Genomic DNA, 21,812 nt, shown 5'->3' with positions numbered 1-21,812 from the left:
AAATTTAGCTTAATTTATTTTCGATAAGATCGTAGAAATCTTGAAGTGTAAGGATATTAATGAAATCTTCACCAATTAGTTTTACACCAAAATTAGCCTCAACAGCAACTACCAAATCAACAAAATCTAAACTATCTAGTTCTAGTGCTTCTTTTAAATTAGCTTCAGGTGAAAGATCTTCTGCTTCAACTTCAAATTCGTCTATAAGAAAGTCGTTTATTTTTTCAATAATAACCTCTTTATTCATAATTGGGACTATAATTTTTTTATTATTAGGGCTGAATTTGTTCCTCCAAATCCAAACGAATTGGACAAAAATACATCAATTTTTTTATCTAGAGTTTTGCTAACTAAATTTAATTTAATGGCGTCTTCATCAGGGTTTTCTAAATTGATATTTGGTGCAATAAATGAATGTTGCATCATTAGCATTGAGTAGATAACTTCACTCGCTCCTGCCATCCAACACTCATGGCCAGTCATGGATTTTGTAGAACTTACATAGGGTCCGTTTTCTCCAAAAACATCAAATATGGCTTTTGCCTCATTGGCATCTCCAACGGGAGTAGAGGTAGCATGTGCGTTTACGTAATCTATACTGCTAAGAGGAATATTAGCTTGTTCTATTGCTTTTTTCATTGCTCTAGACGGACCATCTACATTAGGTGTAGAAATATGTTCTCCATTAGATGAAAAACCATAACCGATGACTTCACCTAAAATTGGTGCTCCACGTTTTACAGCAGATTCATAGCTCTCTAATACAAGTGTGGCTCCACCACCACTTGGAATAAGACCATCACGATTTTTGTCAAAAGGTTTAGAGGCTTTTCCGGGCTGCGCTTCATTTGCCGAAAACACACCCAAACCATCGAAACTTCCCATAGCTAATTCGTTAATTTCTTGTGCTCCACCACAGATTATACAATCTTGAAGGCCGCTTTTTATAAGCTGATAGGCCATGCCAATAGCATGAGACCCACTTGCGCAGGCAGCACTTATTGTGAAATTAATACCTTTAAGTTTAAATATGGTTGAGAGATTCATGGTGATTGAAGAATTCATACCTTTAAAAATAGATCCTGAACCTACTAATGTGGTATCTTTTTTCTCTCTGATGATATCAACAGCTTCAATTACAGATTTTGCAGTACTGTCATTTCCGTAAATAATACCAACTTCATTAGCGTCTAAAAATTCTTGTGTAATGTTAGCTTTTTTTAAGGCTTCTATCGTTGCCATGTAGGCATAAGTGCCTTCTTCTCCTAAGCTAATACGCTGCCTTCTCGTTAAAAGCTTTTTTAGTTGCGGCTCTTTTACCATGCCTGTTAGGCAAGAGCGATAACCAAAAGGTTTGCGTTTTTCATCGAAAACAATTCCAGACGTTCCATTATATAGCGATGTTTTGACTTCTTCTAAATTTTCGCCTATGCAGGAATATATACCCATACCTGTTATTACAACTCTTCCCATTTGGTAATTTATTTAAGAGTAAATACCTCCATTAATATTAATAACTTCTCCTGTAATATAAGATGCTTTTTTTGATGCTAAAAAAGAGACTAGATGTGCGACTTCTTCGGGATCACCAAAACGATTTGCAGGCACTAATTTTTTAAGTTCTTTTTCGTTTAAATCGCTTGTCATGTCTGTTTTAATAAATCCAGGAGCAACTGCATTGACCGTTATATTACGTTTTGCAATTTCTTGAGCCAAAGCTTTAGTCGCAGCAATTACGGCACCTTTTGCTGCAGAATAATTGGTCTGTCCAGGTGTGCCTTTTAAACCCGATAATGATACGATGTTTATAATTCGACCATATTTTTGGACTAGCATTTTCTGAATTAAATGGTTGGTGACATTAAAAAAGCCATTAAGACTTGTATTGATAACGTTGTTCCAATCCTCAGGTTTCATCCACATAAATAAGCCATCTTTTGTGATGCCAGCATTGTTGACAATGACTTCGATAATAGCATCTTTATTTTTGTCTTGCCATATGTCTAATGTAGATTGTACATCTTCTATGTCTACAACATTGAATGGTAATAACTCACCAGTTCCACCAGCTTCCTCAACTGCGTGTAAAGTTTCTAAGGCTGCTGCTTTATTGCTTTGGTAATTAATTAAAATATGATAATCCGAATCCGTTGCAAGTTGTATGCAAATTGATTTTCCGATGCCTCTAGAGCCACCTGTTATTAGTGCGCACTTCATGTATATCGATTTTTTAGTTGAGGTTTATTTTAAAAGGTTGTTTTCATGATTCATAATGAAATCTTTTACCTGATTCACATAAGGATACATTACGACATCGTCTTTGAAAGCAGGAACTATATTTCTAATAGCATCATACATTTTTTTAGTTTTTGAAGATACCTTGTCTTGTATTTCGAGATATTCAATAGCTTGTATAATAGTAATCATTTCTATGGCAACAACCTCGTATGTATTTTCAATTACTTTTTTTGTGATTAAAGCCGCGTTTGTTCCCATACTTACAATATCTTGATTGTCATTGTTATTGGGAATGCTATGCACATACATTGGGTTAGATAGCATTTGGTTTTCGGCGGTAGTTGAGGTCGCTGTAAACTGAACACCTTGCATACCAAAATTTAACCCTAATGTACCAAGGTTAACAAATGCAGGAAGGATATTATTAAGACTAGGGTTGAGTAAATAATTTAATTGACGTTCTGCCAACATACTCATTTTTGTAACGACTAATTTTAGTTTATCCATTTCTAAGGATATATAGTCTCCATGAAAATTCCCACCATGATATACATGCTGCTTTTCTACATTAACAATAGGGTTGTCGTTTGCAGAGTTTACTTCTTCAATTAAAATGTTTTCAACGCTATCTAAAGTATCTAAAACAGGTCCTAAGATTTGAGGTACGCATCGTAAAGAGTAATATTCTTGTACTTTTTCTTCAAAAACAGTAGCATCTTGCGCTTTGTTGTATAAGTGATCTTCACGTTTTTTGGTGAGTTTGCTATCACTTAAGTTTGCTCGCATTTGCTTAGCGATTTCACGTTGACCTTTATGTCTTTTTGCGTTGTTTAATTCTGATGATAAGTGATCGTCGTAAGCTTCTACAATTTCATTAATGGCAGATGAACATAAAATAGTCCAATTCAGTAACTGTCTAGCTTTAATTGTATTTACAATGCCAATACCTGTCATTACAGAAGTGCCATTCATTAAAGCTAATCCTTCTCTTAAAACTACAGTTATTGGTTTTAAGTTTTCAATTTCAAAAACCTCTTTTGTTGATCTTAATTCATTTTTATAAAAGACTTCTCCTTCACCAATTAATACTAATGCTAAATGTGCTAGTTGTACTAAATCACCACTTGCACCAACACCACCATGTTCATAAATTAAAGGAATGATATCACGGTTTATTAATTGAGTCATAAGTTCTATAACCGATTTATGTACACCAGAATTTCCTAAAGACAGCGTGTTGAGTCTTGCAAGCATCGCGGATTTTACATATAAAGGATGAATTGGGTTTCCTGTACCAGAAGCATGACTTCGTATTAAATTGTATTGTAGTTTTATACGATCTGTGTCAGCAATTTTGTACTGAGCCATTGGTCCAAAACCAGTATTAACACCATAGATGATTTTATTTTTAGAAAAATCTCTCAAAAAATTAAAGCTATTTTCAATGGTTTGAAAAACAGTTTCTTCTATTTCTATAGGATTATTTTCGAAAATGATTTTGTAAAAATCTTCAATACCTAAATTCCCGGTTAATTTTAGCATCTATATAAGTTGGTAATATTTAATAAAAATAATAGTTAAATAACGAAAAATGAAGTTATTTTGGGATGCAAATTTAGAATAATAAATGATTTTTATACTATTACTAATATGAGTGTTGAAAATGTAGATGTACTAATTATTGGAGCAGGACCATCTGGCAGCGTTGCGGCGTCTTATTTGCATAAAAAAGGTTTAAAAGTTAAAGTGGTTGAAAAAAATCTGTTTCCAAGATTTGTAATTGGAGAAAGTTTGTTGCCACGCTGTATGGATCATTTTGAAGAAGTAGAATTGCTAGATTGTCTGAAAAAACGCGATTATGAAGTGAAAGATGGAGCTCGATTTTTAAGAGGTGATGAAGTTTGTAATTTTGATTTTAGTAAAAAGCATACCAAAGGGTGGGATTGGACTTGGCAAGTACCAAGAGCTGATTTTGATAAAACACTTACTGATGAGCTTATAACAAGAGGTGTTGATATTTCTTTTGAAGAAGAAGTTATTGCCGTTGATTTTAATGAGGATGGTTTTTCAGAAACTACGATTAAAAATAAGTTAGGTGAACAAAACACGGTTGCTGCGAAGTACATTATTGACTCTAGCGGTTATGGTCGTGTTTTGCCACGTCTTTTAGATTTAGAAAAAAGCTCAGAACTTCTTAATCAGTCTTCCATATTTACGCATGTAAAAGATATAAACCGTCCTGAGGGCTGGGAAGGCACTCGGATTACTTTTGATGTTATAGATTTGAGAACTTGGTTGTGGGTTATTCCATTTTCTAATGGAGTAACGAGTATAGGTTATGTTGGTTCTACTGAATTTTTAGAATCATTTAAAGGCACGTCTTCGGAGAAATTAAAAGCCATGTTGAAACTCTCTAATTATTACAGCGAACGATTTAAAAGTGTTGAATTTCAATTTAAGCCTATTGAGATTTCTAACTACTCTAAATCTGTTAAACAGTTATATGGAAAAGGTTATGTGTTAACAGGGAATAGTGCGGAGTTTTTAGATCCTGTGTTTTCTTCAGGGGTGACGTTTGCTACGGAATCTGCATTGCTGGCAGCAAAACTGATTACTAAATCACTTCAAAAGAAAACAGTGGATTGGGAAGTAGAGTACTCTGATTATATGAAAAAAGGAGTTGATGTTTTTGCGACTTATGTAAAAGAATGGTACACCGGAAACTTGCAAAAACTATTCTTTCATAAACCAGAAAATCCAGAAATTAAGAAACAAATTTGTTCTGTTTTGGCTGGCTATGTTTGGGATGAGACAAACCCTTTTGTAAAAAATCACCACAGACTTGTTAAAGCTGTAGCGCATGTTATAGATATGGAAAAAGAAAAAAGCGAATAATGATGTATTCGCTTTTTTCTAAATTTATTTTAATCCTTTTTTCTTTAAATTTTTAGCAAACTCTTTAGCGAGTTTAGCGTAAGCTTCAGAAATACGATACCCTGAATTAAAGTCATAACCCATGGCGCCATTTCCTTCAACTTTAGTATAATCTCCTGAGAATAGTATTTTATCTGCATTATCAGTTTCAAATATGGTAATAGTGGCTTCGATTTTTGCATTTTGCCTCCATACACCTACGTTGTAGCCTGCATACATTAAAGTGGTCTTTACGACCATTGTATATCTAGAGTTTTCTCTTTTATTTACGTTAACAGTGTTGTCTTCGAATCTTTTATTGAAGGATTCAATAAACTTTGGTTCATATCTGTTTTCTCTGTCTTCAAACCATGACTTCTTAAATTCTTCTCCGGATCCAGCTTCTTTTTCTTCTCGCTTATCCATTTTGTCTTTTAGAAAATCTTCTTCAGAATCAAATTTTGGTATTTCTAAATTTGAATAATCAAAGATTAGAGAATATTCTTTGATATCTTTTAGGTTTTTAAAAGACCCTTCTTTTATTTTTAATTTTTGAGCATAAATAAGTGTTGAAGACAAAAAGATAAACACTAAGATTAGTTTGTTTTTCATAAAGAAATGTAATTAGTTAATAGTTCAAATGTATAATTTAATATTAATTGTAAGTGATTTTTATTAGGAAAAGTATAAGCAAGTAATTTCTATTTAATGTTTTCTCTTATGAGAGATTAAACTGTTTTAATTCAAAAATAACCCGTTATTAATTTACCTCAATGCAGCTTTACAGACTTATTTTCTTTTATTTGTTTATGTAATTAACCCAATTATATACAGAATTAACTTAATTACTTTTTGTTATCTGAAAAATTATACTATTTTTGGTTAACCAGATTGGTTAACCAATTATTAATTAGGCTGATATGAAATTGAAATTTGTGTTTGTATCTTTTATTTGCACACTACTTCTATTTGGGTGTTCTGAAACGGATGCTGATGTTATTGATGACACCGTTTTTACCGATGATAATCCCGGCTCTGAAGGTGATGATCCAATAACATACGCTGATGTTGATTTTTCTAATTGGAAAGTAACTTTACCAGTAGATGAAAATAATAATGGTAGTCCAGACGAGTACCAACCCTCTGATTTAATAAATGGAGCTTACAGAACAAATGCTGCAATTGCACCTTATATGTACGATGATATTTCGGATGCTTCCATTGAGTTTTACACGTTCCCAGAGATAGCAACGACAAATAGTTCATATTCTAGAACGGAATTGAGAGAGTTAATTAATCCTTCAAATTCAAGAGAGAATTGGTCGTTAGCAGAAGGTGGTACAATGACAGGGCGATTAAAATTAGTTGCTATTTCTGAAGACTCACAAAGTAGTAGTCAGTATCACAAAACGATTGTGATGCAAATTCATGGAATTATTTCTATCGAAGACATGGAAATTCATGGCTTTTCTTCTAATAATGGTCCACCTTTAATTAAAATCTATTGGAAAGATGGCTATATATGGTCTCATAAAAAATCACTTATAGATGAAAGTACGTCTGGCGATGATTTGTTAGAAACATCGAGTGCTACTTGGGAAGATATTAAAGACAATATGGGTTATGTTGGTTTTGAAGAATTCGAATTTAGAATCACCGCATCAGATGCCAAATTAGAATTACAGCTTAATGATAATGAGCCTTTAGTGTATCAAGATATAAGTCTAGATAAATGGCCTTATGAAAATTATTTTAAAGCAGGTAATTATTTGGGCTCAACAGCAGAAGGAGCTTTTTCAAAAGTAAAATATTACGAACTCGAGGTTACGCATTAAATTATAAAAGAATATATAATGAAGAAATATCTATTTGCAATCAGTTTATTCGTCTTGGTTTTGTCTTGTAATGAGACTACTAAAACAGACAAGGTATCGGGACAATTAATTTCTAATGCGACAGAATTAAATGAGGCGATAGAGAATGCGCAACCAGGTGACAATATTATTTTGAAGAATGGAATTTGGAAAGATGTTGAAATTAAATTTACAGGAAAAGGAACTAAAGACAACCCTATAACCATTAAAGCCGAAACTGAAGGTGAAGTTTTTATTGAAGGTATTTCAAATCTCGCTTTTGGTGGCGAATATTTAGAAGTTAGCGGTTTACATTTTAGAAATGGATATTCACCATCCGAAAATGTAATAGCCTTCAGATTAGACAAAAATACGATAGCAAATAACTGTAAAGTAACCAACTGTGTTATTGTAGATTTCAATAAACTACAACGCGATGATGATGATCTTTGGGTTCAGTTTTACGGAAGACATAACGAGTTAAGCAATAGTTATCTGGCAGGAAAAACAAACGGTGGCCCAACAGTTAGAGTCGATTTAAAAGGGGTTGAAAGCATTAAAAATTACCACAAAATTATAAATAACCATTTTGGACCGCGGCCTAGAAAAGGTGGGGCAAGAGGCGAAACGATTCAGTTAGGAAGTAGTTTTACGTCTATGAGTCCGAGTAATACAACCATTGCAAATAACTTGTTTGAAGAATGTAATGGCGAAGTTGAAATCATTTCAAGTAAAACGAATAACAACATAATTAAGAACAACGTTTTTTATAAAAGTGAAGGTTCTGTTGTAACGCGACATGGAAATTACGTAACCATTGATGGAAACTATTTTATTGGTGATGGCGTAAATGAACAGTATGGTGGAATTCGTATTATAAACACAGGACATTGGGTAACCAATAATTATTTTTTCAACTTAAAAGGGAAAAGTTTCAGGAGTCCGTTGGCTGTTATGAATGGGATTCCAAAATCCCCATTAAATCGTTACAATCAAGTCACAGATTTGGTTGTGGCTTATAACACATTTGTAAATTGTAGTTCTCCATGGCAATTTGGTGTTGGTACCAACATTGCACAAGTAGATGTGTTACCAGAGTCCGAAATTCGTTCTGCAAGAGCAATCAGAACCACTGTTGCTAATAATGTTGTGTATAATGATAAAGGTTTGGAAAGTATTGTTGTTGAAAATGACAAAGCAGATGGTGTCACTTTCAAAAACAATATAGTAGATAATCAAGGTGTGAAATTTAAGGACTTTGATGGCGGAATTATTCCTGCATCTTTAGAGTTGAAAAAAATATCTGATAACATTTTAATTCCAACCGGACTTCCTAGTGACGTAGAACCTTTTAACGGTTTTGATTTTAATACTATTGAAAACGACTTGTTTGGTAACTCTAGAAAAGATAGTAAAAGTATTGGTGCCGTTGTTGGTGTCGATTTTAAGAATCCTAACATTTTAGATAAATCAAAATATGGAGCGTCTTGGTATTCTAACGAAATTGAAACTGTAGATGCAGTAACGCATACGGTAACGAAAGCCGAAGACTTACAACCTACAATTGATGCTGCTAATAATGGAGATATTATCGCTATAGCGGAAGGGAATTATGCTATTTCAAAATCTTTAGTTATTACTAAAACACTTACTGTTAAATCAGAAGGGAAAGCACAACTTGTTTTTTCTGGTGAAGCAAATACACCATTATTTTCATTACAACCTAAAGGGAAACTGACCGTAAACAACTTGATTTTAAAAGGGAATGGTTCCAATTATGCTTTTGCAAGTTTAAAAGAGAATATGTCTAATCATTTCGGATTAACGGTTTCTAACACAGAAATAAGTGATTTCAATTATGTTTTAAGAGCGTATAAGCAATCTTTTTCTGAACGTGTAACTTTTGAAAATACGTCTATTTCAAATTGCGAAAACGGTATTGAATTATCTGAAGAGACCAACGATAGAGGGGATTACAATACTGAATATTTAACTATTAGCAACTGTAACTTCAACAACGTAAAACAAAATGTTGTTGATTATTATAGAGGTGGTTATGACGAGTCTACTATTGGAGGAAATCTTTTAATCGCTAATAGCACATTTACGAATTGTGGTGCAAAAGAGAAAAACAAAAGATTATTAAATCATAATGGTATTGTGAATGTAACGATTACGAATAACACATTTAAAAATAATCCTGTTCAATTTGTATCTATTCTTTGGGGAGCAAAAAATAATTCGGCATCAGAAAACACAGTAATAAATTCAGGACAAATTAAGACCGAAGAAAACTTAGTGATGACACTGATGTATTAATGTATTCCTGCGCAGGTAATAATCTCATAAAACGCTTAAAATGAAAAAATCACTATATACAATTTTTACACTTTTACTAATCGTTGGATGTAAAAATAATACCGAAACGAATCCAGAAGTAACGGTTGAAAACGAAACAGAACAAGAGGCAAAATACCCAAGTGATGTCATTCCGTTTATGGACAAATGGAAAATTCTTTTAGGAGATGGAACCTACGTGGATGATTTAGTAGACTACCAAAAAGACGATTTCTTTTATGTTGAAAATGATGGCAAAACGGATTGGGTTGTCTATAAAACACCAAATTCTGGTATTACTTCAAGAACATCGAGTAACACCAGAACAGAACTTGGTGAAAAAGCACATTGGATTCCAGAAACTGGGGGAAAATTAACAGGAACATTAAAAGTGCAACATGTGTCAACTACCGGAAATACCGATGTGGCATCCTCGTATTCTGTGGTTGTCGGACAAATTCATAGTGATGAAGGCCATGAAAACGAACCCCTAAAAATCTACTATAAAAAATTCCCAGGCCATACGAAAGGTTCTGTGTTTTGGAATTATGAAATCAATACAGAAGGTGATAACTCTGGAAGATTTGATTATTCAACAGCAGTTTGGGGCTATGATTTTTCAGTGGTTGGAGACAACGCGACAACGAGTCCTGCAGAACCAGAAGATGGTATTGCATTAGGTGAAGAATTTAGCTATGAAGTCAATGTTTATAAGGGTATTATGTATTTAACCTTTACAAGCGAAGGACACGAGTCTATAACGTTTACTAAAAGTTTAATAGAATCAGAGTTTGCTACAAAAGCAGATATTCCGCAACAGATAATTGATAATTATGCGTCAAGACGAACTGTGGGTGTAGAAAGAGAAATTGCTTATGCTGGTGAAATAAATTATTTCAAACAAGGGGCTTACAATCAGGCTAACGGTAAATCTACCAAGTCTGAAACGTATGATGGTGATATAGAAAAACAATATGCCAACGGAAGTTATGCAGAAGTTTGGTTTAAATCGGCAACTGTAGGTTCAGCAACACCACCTAACTAATAAAACAAAATTAAATTGAAGCAAGTCATATTTGTAATAGGAGTTTCGGGATGTGGAAAAAGCACTATTGGAAAGTTACTAGCGGAAGAATTAAAGATACCCTTTTTTGATGGTGACGATTTTCATCCAAAAGCTAACATTAAAAAAATGTCTAGAGGACTGCCTTTAAATGATGATGATAGACAAGGTTGGTTAGAAACATTGAATGATTTAGCTCAAAAGCAATTGACTAAAAACAGTTGCGTCATAGTCTGTTCTGCATTAAAGGAAAAGTATAGAGACATTTTAAGTTTGGATATTGAAGCCGAAACAAAATGGGTATATCTAAGAGGAGATTTTAATCAAATTTATAATAGAGTGAATCGAAGGCGAAATCACTTTATGCCTTCAGAATTATTGAAATCGCAGTTTGATACTTTGGAAGAACCAAAAGATGCCATTCAAATCGATATTAGCTTAACGCCAGAAAGCATTATAAAAACTTTAAAACATAAATTAATGGACAAGTCAGAATTTGGATTATTTGGTTTGGGAGTTATGGGAAAAAGCCTATGCCGAAACTTGGCTAATAACGGATTCAAGATTGCAATATTTAATAGGCATGTAGATGGTGTTGAGGTTGATATTGCTAAAGATTTTAAAGCTAAATTTCCTGAATTATCTCAATCTGAAGCTTTTGATGATATTGCAGATTTTGTAAACGCATTGCAACAACCTAGACGCATTATGCTCATGGTGAATGCCGGAAAAACAATAGACTACGTTATTGAAGATTTACTACCACATTTGTCTGAAAACGATATTTTAATTGATGGTGGAAATTCAAATTATGTAAATACAAAAGAGCGTGTTGATTATTTAAAAACCAAAGACATTCATTTTATAGGAACCGGAGTTTCCGGAGGTGAGGAAGGGGCTTTAAAAGGACCATCTATAATGCCAAGTGGTGATCTTAAAGCCTATAAAAGTGTACAACCTTTTCTAGAAAAAATAGCGGCTAAAGATAAAAACGGCTTACCCTGTTGCACTTATGTTGGACCAGAAGGCAGTGGTCATTTCATAAAAATGGTACATAATGGTGTGGAGTACGTAGAAATGCAATTGTTAGCTGAGGTTGCTACTATTTTAGAAGCTCTAGGTCAAAATCCAGATGACATCGCCAATACTTTTGAGACTTGGAAGCCAACAGCAAATAGCTACTTATTAGAAATCACAGCTGATATTTTTAGAAAGAAAGAAGGAGATGATTGGTTGGTCAATAAAATTTTAGACAAGGCTGGAAATAAAGGGACAGGAAACTGGACCACTATGGCTTCAGCAGAACTCGGTGTACCAAGTACATTAATCGCTTCTGCTTTATTTTCACGATATATCTCTTTTTACAAAGAAGAACGACTTCAATTAAGTCAGAATTTTAAAAATTCAAGTACTTCAGAATTAAATCTAACTACAAATGACATTTTAGAGGCGTATCAGTTTGCTAGAGTTATAAATCATTATCAGGGTTTTAAACTGATTTCAGAAGCTTCAAATACATTTTCATGGGATTTAAATCTTAGTGAAATTGCTAGAATCTGGACTAACGGTTGCATCATTAGATCGGCTTTAATGGAAGATTTGGTTGAGGTTTTTAAAGACACAACCAACATCTTAACAAATTCAAAGCTAATCGACCTTGTGAATCAATACAGACCTTCAATAAAAAAGGTTGTTTCTCAATGTGTACTTAATGACATAACAACTCCTGCTTTGGGAGAAGCTATTCAGTTTTTAAACGGCATTACAACACCATATGCGTCTGCCAATATCATTCAGGCACAACGCGATTATTTTGGTGCCCATACGTATCAAAGATTAGATGATGATTCTGGAAAAAGTCATCACACAAATTGGAATTAGACACGAGCAACTAACAACCAAAAACCAATACACTATTAATATGGAAGTAACCACACCAAAAAAATCAGTTCTCAAAAAAATCATTGCTGTCATATTAGGGTTTGGTCCAGGGATATTTGCGATTGGTTATACTATTGGTACAGGTAGTGTTACCTCTATGATTGTTGCAGGTAGTAAATTCAATATGCAATTATTGTGGGTGCTTTTAATAAGTTGCATTTTTTCGGGAATTTTAATGTTTGCTTACGGGAATTACGCTTTACTCACCGGAGAAACAGCGCTTTTTGGATTTAAAAAACATTTTAAATTCGGTAAAGTTTTAGCTATTGCCATTATTATTGGTATTACGTTCGGACAATGGAATTCACTAATGGGAATCTTAGGAATTTCATCGAATATAATTTTTGAAATATTAGCCGTGAATTTTGAAGGGTTATCTGCCTTTAAATATGAAACCGTACTCATCACAGCTATTGTTATTATTGTGATTTTCTACTTATTAATGTTAGTTGGTAAGTACACGTTTTTCGAAAAAATACTGGTCATATTCGTAACTTTAATGGGAATGTCTTTTGTGCTTTCCTTATGGTTTGTGCAACCGCTTACGATAGATGTTGTAAAAGGATTGCTACCAACAATTCCAGATGTATCAGGAGGTAAAATGCTAGTGGCAGCCTTCGTGGGAACGACGATGGCTTCTGCGACATTCTTATCACGACCACTATTTGTAAAAGGAAAAGGTTGGACCATCAAAAACTTAGGGCAACAAAAAAGAGATTCAATTACAGCAGCTGTTTTAATATTTATTATTAGTGGAGTTATTATGGCTGTAGCAGCTGGTGCTTTGTATTATCAAGGTAAAGAAGTTACTCAGGTTTTAGATATGGCAAATACTTTAGAACCCGTTGCAGGAAAATGGGCTGTGACCATATTCTTTTTTGGAGCATTAAGCGCAGGCTTATCATCTATTTTTCCTTGTTTATTAATTGCACCTTTATTGATCGCAGATTACCAATCGGGTGAATTAGATACCAATTCCAAGCAATTTAGAATTATAACTTTTATAGCTTGTTTAGTGGCTTTAATTGGTCCTGCGTTTGGAGCAAATCCTATTGAAATTCAAATTCTATCCCAAGTCTTTAATGTGTTTGTATTGCCAATTGTAATACTCGGCATCATCCTTATGTTAAGCAATAAAAAAGTCATGAAAGATTATAAAACGAGCTTAGGAGTTTACATCGGATTGTATGCTGCCTTGTTCTTTTCTCTAGTGATTTCATATAATGGCGTGGTGGCACTTTTAGACTATTTCTAATAATTAAGATTAAAAACTAATGACATTAAATAATTTAAACATGAATAAAAAACATATCCCATCAGTAGCAACATTGATACTTTTTAGTTTCTTTTTAATTCTAAATAGCTGTAAAAATGAAGAGAAAGAACCTGTTGAAAAAGAAGTTGAAAAAACCGTTTACGCAAGCGACGTTATTCCATTTTTTGATGACTGGAAATTGATTTTAGGTGATGGCTCAAATGCAGGTATTGCTAATAATTTTGAAAACAAAGATTTCTTTTACACGGTAAATGAGGGTAATAGTGATTGGGTTGTTTTTAAAACTCCAAATGGTGGAGATACTCATGGTACTTCTAATAACACAAGAACGGAATTGGCGCAAACAAAAAAATGGTATCCAAAAACGGCTAATGATGAATTAACAGCAACACTTAAAGTTATGAATGTTTCGGCTACAGGTGATGCTCGTGTAGCAGCGTCTCATTCAGTTGTTGTAGGGCAGATTCATAGTGCGGATGCGTTTGAAAACGAACCGCTTAAAATATTTTATAAAAAATTCCCAGGCCATACTAAAGGTTCGGTGTTTTGGCATTATGAAATTAATACCGCAGGTGACGATAACTCTAAACGATGGGATTATTCTTCAGCGGTTTGGGGAAATGACTTTTCTGTTGTTGGTGATTCTGTAAATACATATCCAGAAGAACCTAAAGATGGTATTGCCTTAGGTGAAGCGTTTAGCTATGAAATTGAAGTGAAAAATGGAATTATGACACTAAAATTCACAAGTAAAGATCATGATACTAAATTTTTTACAAAAAACTTAATTGAATCAGAATACACAACCACGGACGATATTCCCGAGCAAACACAAAAGTTATTTGTTCCAATTGGTCAAGATGGAGTAGAGCGTAAAAGTGCCTACGCCGGTGAAGGTTGTTTCTTTAAACTTGGTGCTTACAATCAAACGAATGGGAAATCGCCAGAGGTTAATAGAAATTGGTGCTCTGGTGCTGAAACACATAATGGAGATATCCAAAAACAATATGCAGATGGAAACTATGCTGAGGTATGGTTTAAAAAAGGAAGTATTTCAATAAGTGAAGATGCCGTTTCTAACGAGGGTTATTTTACTAAAAACGATTAAATCAATTAATACAAGACGACTATGAACAATAATAAATTAGCTGGTAAAAACATTCTTATTACAGCTGGCGCACAAGGTATTGGAGAATCGATTACAAAACATTTTATAGATAGTGGTTCTAATGTTGCTATTCACTATTTTTCTAGTGCTGATACGGCTAATGAATTAGTAGCATACGCGCATAGTAAAGGTGTAAAAGCAATTGCAATATCTGGTGACTTAACAAAAGAAGCCGATGCAAATGCTCTGGTTGAAAAAACCGTGGAAACTTTAGGAAGTTTAGATATACTGATCAATAATGCAGGTTCACTTGTGGCTCGTAAAATGTTGAATGAAATGGAGACTGAATTTTGGCATAAGGTTATGGATATAAACCTTACTTCCATGATGTTTGTAACGCGAGCAGCAGCTCCATATTTAGCAAAACAGGATAACAGTAGTATTGTTAATTTAGCCTCACTTGCAGGACGTAAAGGTGGTCATCCAGGATCATTGGTCTATTCGACCAGTAAAGGCGCCATCTTAACATTTACACGTGCGTTATCCACAGAATTGGGTGCGCAAGGCACTCGAGTTAACGCTGTTTCTCCAGGTCTTATTCTTGGGACATCATTTCACAACACGCATACAACGAAAGAATCAGCGGCTGCAACAACGGCTGGTATTCCAATCCAACGTGCAGGTAATGCAGATGATGTCGCTCGTGCGGTTTTATTTTTAGCGTCTGAATATGATGGATTTATTACTGGTGCCACTTTAGATATTAACGGTGGTGTCTACAATATGTAGTGCTTATCATGAATGAAGAATTAACTCTTAGCTAAGAGTTGAATTATTTTAAATTAACAAATATCAGTATATTGGTAAACCAATTTGGTGAGTCAATTCAAAAACGCCTTTCTTATGAATTTTTCATGGTCTAAATTATTTCAATTTGTTTTAGTAGGTATGGTTGTTATGTCTTGCAAAGAAGAAAATACATCTGTTATAGAACATACGACTGAAACACCCACAATACAAGAGCATCCTAAACTTATACTTACGGCACAAGGAGTCAAAGATATTAGAGCCCAATTGGGTAATATTCCAATTTTTGATAATACTTTAAAAGCAGTTCAAGAGGAAATAGATGCAGAAATTGCTTTAGGTATAGATACACCAATTCCTGTAGATTATTCTGGTGGTTATACACATGTACGTCATAAAAGTAACATGGTAATGATGCAAAAAGCAGGTGTTTTGTATCAAATTTTAGATGACGAAAAATATGCGAAGTATGTAAAAGACATGTTAATGCAATATGAAGCGATGTATAAAACATTGCCATTACATCCAAAAACGAGATCCTATGCAAGAGGTAAATTATTCTGGCAATGTTTAAACGATTCTAATTGGTTGGTGTATGTGAGTCAGGCTTACGATTGTATTTATAATTATTTGTCTGAAGACGAACGGAACACGCTAGAAAACAATTTGTTTAAACCCTTTGCAGATCATATTTCAATAGATAGTCCACAATTTTACCAAAGAGTACACAATCATAGTACATGGGGAAATGCAGCTGTGGGTATGATTGGTTTAGTTATGAATGACGAAGAGTTAATCGATCGCGCACTTTATGGTATTAAAGGTTTAACATTAGATGCTAATAAAAAAGATGATGATGGTGGCTTTTTAAATAAAGACGGGAAAGCTGGTTTTCTAGCAAATATAGAAGAGCCGTTTTCACCAGATGGTTATTATAACGAAGGACCATATTACCAACGTTACGCCATGTATCCGTTTTTAATTTTTGCAGAAGGATTACATAACGTAAAACCAGAATTAAAAATATTTGAATATAAAGAGGGAGTGCTTTTGAAATCTATTAATGCACTTCTAAACTTATCGGATGCAGATGGTGATTTCTTTCCGCTTAACGATGGTCAAAAAGGCATGTCTTATTATAATGATGCTTTAGTTACAGCAGTAGATATTTCATACCATTTTGGAACACAAGATCCAGGATTATTAACTATCGCTAAAGAACAGAATAAAGTCTTATTGGATGATTCTGGTTTGGCTGTTGCACTTGGAATAAAAAATGGAAACGAAAAACCATTCAACAAAAAATCAATTAATTTATCGGATGGACCAGAAGGAACACAAGGAGGTGTTGCTATTTTGAGAAATGAAGATATAGAGCTGGTTTTTAAATATGCAGCACAAGGTTCTAGTCATGGTCATTATGATAAGTTGTCGTATTCATTATATGAAAAAGGCGAAGAAATCCTTCAAGATTACGGTTTAGCACGATTTGTAAATATCGAACAAAAAGGTGGTGGAAATTACCTAAAGGAAAACAAAACCTGGGCTAAACAAACTATTGCGCACAATACGGTGACACAAAATGAAACCTCTCATTTTAATGGGAAGTATGACATAGGAAGTCAACATCATTCGGTTTTAAATTATTTTTCTTCAGAAAATGAAAACGTACAAGTTGCAAGTGCAAAAGAGGTAAACGCATATCCTGGAACCGAAATGCTTCGTACCATGGCAATTCTAAAAGATGAAGATTTTGAAAAGCCGTATATGTTAGATATCATGAAGGTGACGTCAGATAAAGCAAATCAATATGATTTTCCTTATTATTTTTTAGGGCAAGTTGTAGAAACAAACTTCGAATATCAAACTCCTAAATCATTAAACCCTTTAGGAACCAAAAATGGATATCAACATCTGTTTGTTGAAGGAACAGCAAAAGCGTCTAGTGATAATAGTAAATTGTCTTGGTTGAATAAAGGGAAGTTTTACACTTTAACTTCGATTACCAATGCGAATGATGACTTGTTATTTACGAGAATTGGAGCTAACGATCCAGAATTTAACTTAAGACGGGAAGCGGCATTTATGCTGAGACGAAAAAACACTACAAACACGCTATTTGTTTCAGTTATAGAATCGCATGGAGGTTACAGTCCTATTTCAGAATCTGCAGTAAATTCCAATAGTAATATTAAAACGTTGAAAGTAGAATTAGACTCAGAAGATTACACGGCAATTTCAATTACCAATGTAAATGGTAATACAAAACTATTTATAACAGCAAATACAGATACTTCAAAAGAAGCAAACCATAATATAAAAATTAACGATAAGAATTATGAGTGGTCAGGTTCTTATTATTTTAAATAAACCAATAAATAAAAACATATGAAACGATTTAGTGAAAAATACATCATCACAAAAGACATGCAATGGGAAGTACTTGGAGGAGGAGTCTCAAGAAAATTCTTAGGTTACGATAATCAAATTATGATGGTAAGAGTGAAATTTGAAAAAGGAGCATTAGGATCACCGCATCAACATTTTCACACACAAGCAACGTTTTGTGTTTCAGGTAAATTTGAATTTGAAATTGATGGTGTAAAACAAATTGTTGAAGCGGGAGACGGAGTTTATATTGAACCTAATTTATTGCATAGTGCTGTTTGTTTAGAAGAAGGAGAGCTAATTGATACATTTAGCCCTGTAAGAGAAGATTTCTTAAGTGGAGGTGCTGTCTCTTATTTTGGGGACAAGTCCTAAGTCAAAAATCTACTAGTCTTATCTAGAGGTTAAAACAGTTTTACTCCATTATGGAGATTTTGTTTTACATTCACCTCACGTATTACCTAATTCAAACTGTACCTTCCGTAGGTACTGTGATAAATGTCTTTAGTGCTATACGTGAGGGTTTTATATAATTGTAATTAAATTCCTACAATTGAAGTTAATAGTTGCTATTTTAACTTAAACCTTTGCTATTTTAACATATAAAATTTACGAAAACGTTGTAATTAACAAATATTTATATATATTTGGTAAACCAATCTGGTCAACCAATTTGGTCAACCAAACAAAAACACATAAAACATTTCTCAATTTAATTGTGTTTGTATACCTATTTTAATAGGGATAATAAGGTAACGATAAAGGACTAACAAATTTAATCTAAACAATGAATTATGAATTTAAAAGTTAAACTTACTACAATTATCGCACTACTCTTTAGTGTGATGATTTTTGCTCAAGATAGCTATACCTTAACAGGTACGGTGACTTCCGCAGTTGATAATATGCCCATACCTGGAGCAAACATTATTATTATAAAAACAACTAGAGGTGCAACTACTGATTTTGATGGTAATTATCAATTAGAGGTAAGTAAAGGTGATGTTGTTCAGTTTTCATATGTTGGTTATGTAACGCAAACGGTAATCATTGATGCTCAAACAACATATAGTGTTCAATTAGTTGAAGATGCTAATACATTAGAAGAGGTTGTTGTTGTGGGTTATGGTACACAAAAGAAAAGTCATTTAACTGGTGCGATATCTAAAGTTAAAAACGAAAACTTAGACCAAATTGCAGTAGCTCGTGTAGATGATGCTTTAATTGGTCAGGTTTCAGGTGTTAACATTCAAGCAACTTCAGCAGAAGCTGGTGCTGCACCGACTATTACCATTAGAGGTTTTGGATCTATAGCTGCTGACTCTGGGCCAGCTGTAGTGGTAGACGGAATTGTAGTAAGTTCTGATTTTCTTGGTTCTTTAAATATGAATGATGTAGAATCTTTTGAAGTATTAAAAGATGCGGCATCTGCAGCTATTTATGGTAGTGAAGGTGCAAATGGTGTTATTTTGATTACTACTAAAAGTGGTAAGGAAGGGAAAACAAGATTTAGCTATGATACTTATACTGGGTTTAAAGAGGCTCATGAAAGTGAAGATTATAAGAAGAGTGTGTCTGGTTGGGCTGCTCAAGAAATGGCTGCTACAGGAGAACTTTCTAATACAACCAAATACGCACAATTATTAGTAGAAACGCTTGGTGTTGATAGAGATTGGCAAGAAGTATTTTTTGATGGAGGAACCATTACGAGTCATTCTTTTTCTGCAAGAGGTGGTACTAAAGATACAAAATTCAGTTCGTCACTTAGTTTTCTTGAAGATGAAGGTGTTGTAATCACTGACAACTATAAGTTATTAACAGGAAGGTTAAAATTAGATACTAAATTAACTAAAAATCTTAGATTCGGAATTAATGCCACTCCTTCATATTCAAAACGAAGAGCATTACCTACTTCTATCCACAACCCATTAAGACAATCACCTTGGTTGCCTATATATCATACTGCAGAGTCGCTTCAGTTTACTGATCCAGCTGCAAACATTCAAGTAGGTGATTATTTTGCAGAGGATGATTTAATTAATATAGATGTGGATCCTACGGATAGTTTTGGTGCAAGTAGACCACGTACTACGGGAGATTCAAATCCTTATGCTCAGTATGTAGAAAGAGAACACTATGAGTATAATACAAAATTGTTAGGTTCTACCTATTTAGAATATGAAATTATCGATGGTCTTAAAGCAAAAACATCTCTTGGTGTAACATTAGATTTTCGTAAGAGAACAAGATGGGATGGAACACTGCATCACTCAGGTGGAGCAGGTAGAGCAGCTTACAGTTTAGAGAATAGGTTTAGATCTAGAATAATCTCAGATAACACATTAAATTATAGCAAAACAATTGGTGATCACGATTTTGATGTGTTAGCAGGTTTTTCTGTACAGTCTAGAAATTCTGAATTAAGTTCTATTGAAGGTAGTGGGTACTCTAATGATCTACTTAAAAACTTAGAAGGTGCAACTTTGTTTACTGAGCCTGTAGAAATTAACCTAGTACAAAGAAAGATCGGTTATTTTGCTAGAGTTAACTATGCGTATGCTAATAAGTATTTATTATCGGCTTCGTTTAGACGTGATGGTAGTTCTGTTTTCGGAATAGACTCTAAATGGGGTAATTTCCCAGCGGTCTCTGTTGGTTGGAATGTGTCGAAAGAAGACTTCTTAATAGATAGTGGTTTCTTAAATAATTTAAAATTCAGATTTAGTTATGGTCTTACAGGAAGTGAGAATTTTGATACAGGAAACGATATTACTGATGTTTGGCCTTACTTAGCATTATTGGATAATAATAATGCCATTACTGAAGGTGGAGTTACCGCAGGTGTTTCTGCTCTTAATATTGCAAATGCATTATTACAATGGGAAGCTTCAGAAGAATACAATCCTGGAGTAGATTTCGCAATACTAAATAATAGAATATCCGGATCGGTTGATTATTACAAGAGAACAAGTGATAAATTATTATTAGAAAACCCTGTATCGTATGTTTCTGGATTTAATTCTGGTATCGTAAATTTAGGTAAAGTAGAGAATAGTGGATGGGAATTTGAGTTAAGAACAAAGAACATCGCTAAAGAGAACTTTAGTTGGAGCACTACAGTTATAGCATCAACAAACAAAAATAAATTGTTAGATATGGGGGATTCAGACGGAGCACTATTAGAAGATACTTTTGGTAGAAACTCTCAGTGGATTAACTCTGTTGGAAATCCGTTATCATCATTTTATGGTTATGTTGTAGATGAAGAATTAGGGATTGAGTATTATGATTCTCCTTGGATTCCAATTAATGGTAGATCAGAAGATGTTATCGTTAAGGATTTAAACGGTGATGGTATAATTACGGATGAGGATAAGACAATACTAGGTGATCCATACCCAGACATTGTATGGAGTGTAACAAATGAATTTAAGATTGCGGATTTTGATTTTTCTTTCATGCTTCAAGGAAGTCAAGGCGCACAAGTTAAAAATATTGGAGATCAGTATTTTGGTACGGATTGGACAGGTGCTACTACAAGTCCACAAGCAGTTGTTGATGCGGGGGTTATATCTCATACATCTTTCCTTCAACAAAGAGTTCATACAAATGATGTCGTTCAAAGTGCAGGCTATTTTTCTTTGAGAAATATAAACCTTGGATATACAATACCAGATAGTGTAGTATCTAAAATAGGTGTTGAAAAACTAAGAATTTACGCAACAGCTCAAAACTTGGTTTATATTACATCTGATGAGTATCATGGTTTCAACCCAGAGTTTGTAGATGATTCCAACCCTAGACAATACGGAGCTCAAAGAGGTGGTACACCAATATTTAAAACCTTATCACTTGGTTTAAACGTTAATTTTTAATTGAAATAAAACA

Annotated in this window: 16 protein-coding genes; 11 read left to right on the top strand and 5 right to left on the bottom strand. The window is 33.8% G+C overall.

Annotated elements, in window-relative coordinates:
* Positions 1 to 4: 4 nt before the first annotated feature.
* Genes HM984_RS08790 through flxA form a run of 4 tightly spaced genes read right to left on the bottom strand, consistent with a single transcriptional unit; the run spans position 5 to position 3,780 of the window.
* Positions 5 to 247 carry an acyl carrier protein gene (locus HM984_RS08790; RefSeq protein WP_179348899.1) on the bottom strand — a complete coding sequence of 81 codons (243 nt, stop codon included), beginning with the start codon at positions 245 to 247 and terminating at the stop codon, positions 5 to 7.
* Between the two features lie 8 nt (positions 248 to 255).
* A complete protein-coding gene (locus HM984_RS08785) occupies positions 256 to 1,473 on the bottom strand; it encodes a beta-ketoacyl-[acyl-carrier-protein] synthase family protein (RefSeq protein ID WP_179348898.1) in 1,218 nt (405 codons plus the stop codon).
* 12 nt (positions 1,474 to 1,485) lie between these two features.
* Positions 1,486 to 2,217 (bottom strand): flexirubin biosynthesis SDR family reductase FlxB, encoded by a 732-nt coding sequence (gene flxB, locus HM984_RS08780; RefSeq protein ID WP_179348897.1) that lies wholly within the window; start codon positions 2,215 to 2,217, stop codon positions 1,486 to 1,488.
* 24 nt (positions 2,218 to 2,241) lie between these two features.
* Complete coding sequence (flxA, locus tag HM984_RS08775) at positions 2,242 to 3,780, bottom strand: flexirubin biosynthesis tyrosine ammonia-lyase FlxA (RefSeq protein ID WP_115810672.1); 1,539 nt, start codon at positions 3,778 to 3,780, stop codon at positions 2,242 to 2,244.
* A 108-nt stretch (positions 3,781 to 3,888) separates the two neighbouring features.
* On the opposite strand from flxA, the gene HM984_RS08770 reads away from it, so the two are divergent.
* On the top strand, positions 3,889 to 5,133 hold the full coding sequence (locus HM984_RS08770; protein WP_179348896.1) for an NAD(P)/FAD-dependent oxidoreductase: 1,245 nt from the start codon (positions 3,889 to 3,891) through the stop codon (positions 5,131 to 5,133).
* A 24-nt stretch (positions 5,134 to 5,157) separates the two neighbouring features.
* Here the strand turns inward: HM984_RS08770 and HM984_RS08765 are convergent, their stop codons facing one another.
* Entirely contained in the window at positions 5,158 to 5,763 is a 606-nt protein-coding gene (locus HM984_RS08765; RefSeq protein WP_115810668.1) for a hypothetical protein, read from the bottom strand.
* Positions 5,764 to 6,071: 308 nt separating this feature from the next.
* Here HM984_RS08765 and HM984_RS08760 point away from each other — a divergent pair, with 308 nt between their 5' ends.
* The 10 genes from HM984_RS08760 (at position 6,072) to HM984_RS08715 (ending at position 21,799) form a co-directional block, all read left to right on the top strand.
* A complete protein-coding gene (locus HM984_RS08760; RefSeq protein ID WP_115810666.1) occupies positions 6,072 to 6,986 on the top strand; it encodes a polysaccharide lyase family 7 protein in 915 nt (304 codons plus the stop codon).
* A gap of 18 nt (positions 6,987 to 7,004) precedes the next feature.
* Positions 7,005 to 9,323, top strand: coding sequence for a chondroitinase-B domain-containing protein (locus tag HM984_RS08755; protein WP_179348895.1), 2,319 nt, complete (start codon positions 7,005 to 7,007; stop codon positions 9,321 to 9,323).
* A 40-nt stretch (positions 9,324 to 9,363) separates the two neighbouring features.
* Positions 9,364 to 10,386, top strand: a complete 1,023-nt coding sequence (locus HM984_RS08750) for a polysaccharide lyase family 7 protein (RefSeq protein ID WP_179348894.1) — start codon at positions 9,364 to 9,366, stop codon at positions 10,384 to 10,386.
* A gap of 15 nt (positions 10,387 to 10,401) precedes the next feature.
* Positions 10,402 to 12,285, top strand: coding sequence for an NADP-dependent phosphogluconate dehydrogenase (gnd, locus tag HM984_RS08745; RefSeq protein WP_179348893.1), 1,884 nt, complete (start codon positions 10,402 to 10,404; stop codon positions 12,283 to 12,285).
* Entirely contained in the window at positions 12,248 to 13,600 is a 1,353-nt protein-coding gene (locus HM984_RS08740; RefSeq protein WP_257018474.1) for an Nramp family divalent metal transporter, read from the top strand. Before gnd ends, HM984_RS08740 begins: the two co-directional genes overlap by 38 nt.
* 40 nt (positions 13,601 to 13,640) lie before the next feature.
* Positions 13,641 to 14,729: a polysaccharide lyase family 7 protein gene (locus HM984_RS08735; protein WP_179348892.1), complete on the top strand. Its 1,089-nt coding sequence runs from the start codon at positions 13,641 to 13,643 to the stop codon at positions 14,727 to 14,729.
* 21 nt (positions 14,730 to 14,750) lie between these two features.
* Complete coding sequence (locus tag HM984_RS08730; RefSeq protein WP_179348891.1) at positions 14,751 to 15,518, top strand: SDR family NAD(P)-dependent oxidoreductase; 768 nt, start codon at positions 14,751 to 14,753, stop codon at positions 15,516 to 15,518.
* Positions 15,519 to 15,632: 114 nt separating this feature from the next.
* On the top strand, positions 15,633 to 17,906 hold the full coding sequence (locus HM984_RS08725) for an alginate lyase family protein (RefSeq protein WP_218845039.1): 2,274 nt from the start codon (positions 15,633 to 15,635) through the stop codon (positions 17,904 to 17,906).
* A gap of 18 nt (positions 17,907 to 17,924) precedes the next feature.
* Entirely contained in the window at positions 17,925 to 18,299 is a 375-nt protein-coding gene (locus tag HM984_RS08720) for a cupin domain-containing protein (RefSeq protein WP_115810654.1), read from the top strand.
* Positions 18,300 to 18,718: 419 nt separating this feature from the next.
* A complete protein-coding gene (locus HM984_RS08715) occupies positions 18,719 to 21,799 on the top strand; it encodes a SusC/RagA family TonB-linked outer membrane protein (RefSeq protein ID WP_179348890.1) in 3,081 nt (1,026 codons plus the stop codon).
* Positions 21,800 to 21,812 lie beyond the last annotated feature (13 nt).

Source organism: Winogradskyella pacifica (assembly GCF_013403915.1).
Classification (GTDB): Bacteria; Bacteroidota; Bacteroidia; order Flavobacteriales; family Flavobacteriaceae; genus Winogradskyella; species Winogradskyella pacifica.
This window is presented reverse-complemented; position numbering and strand designations above follow the sequence as displayed.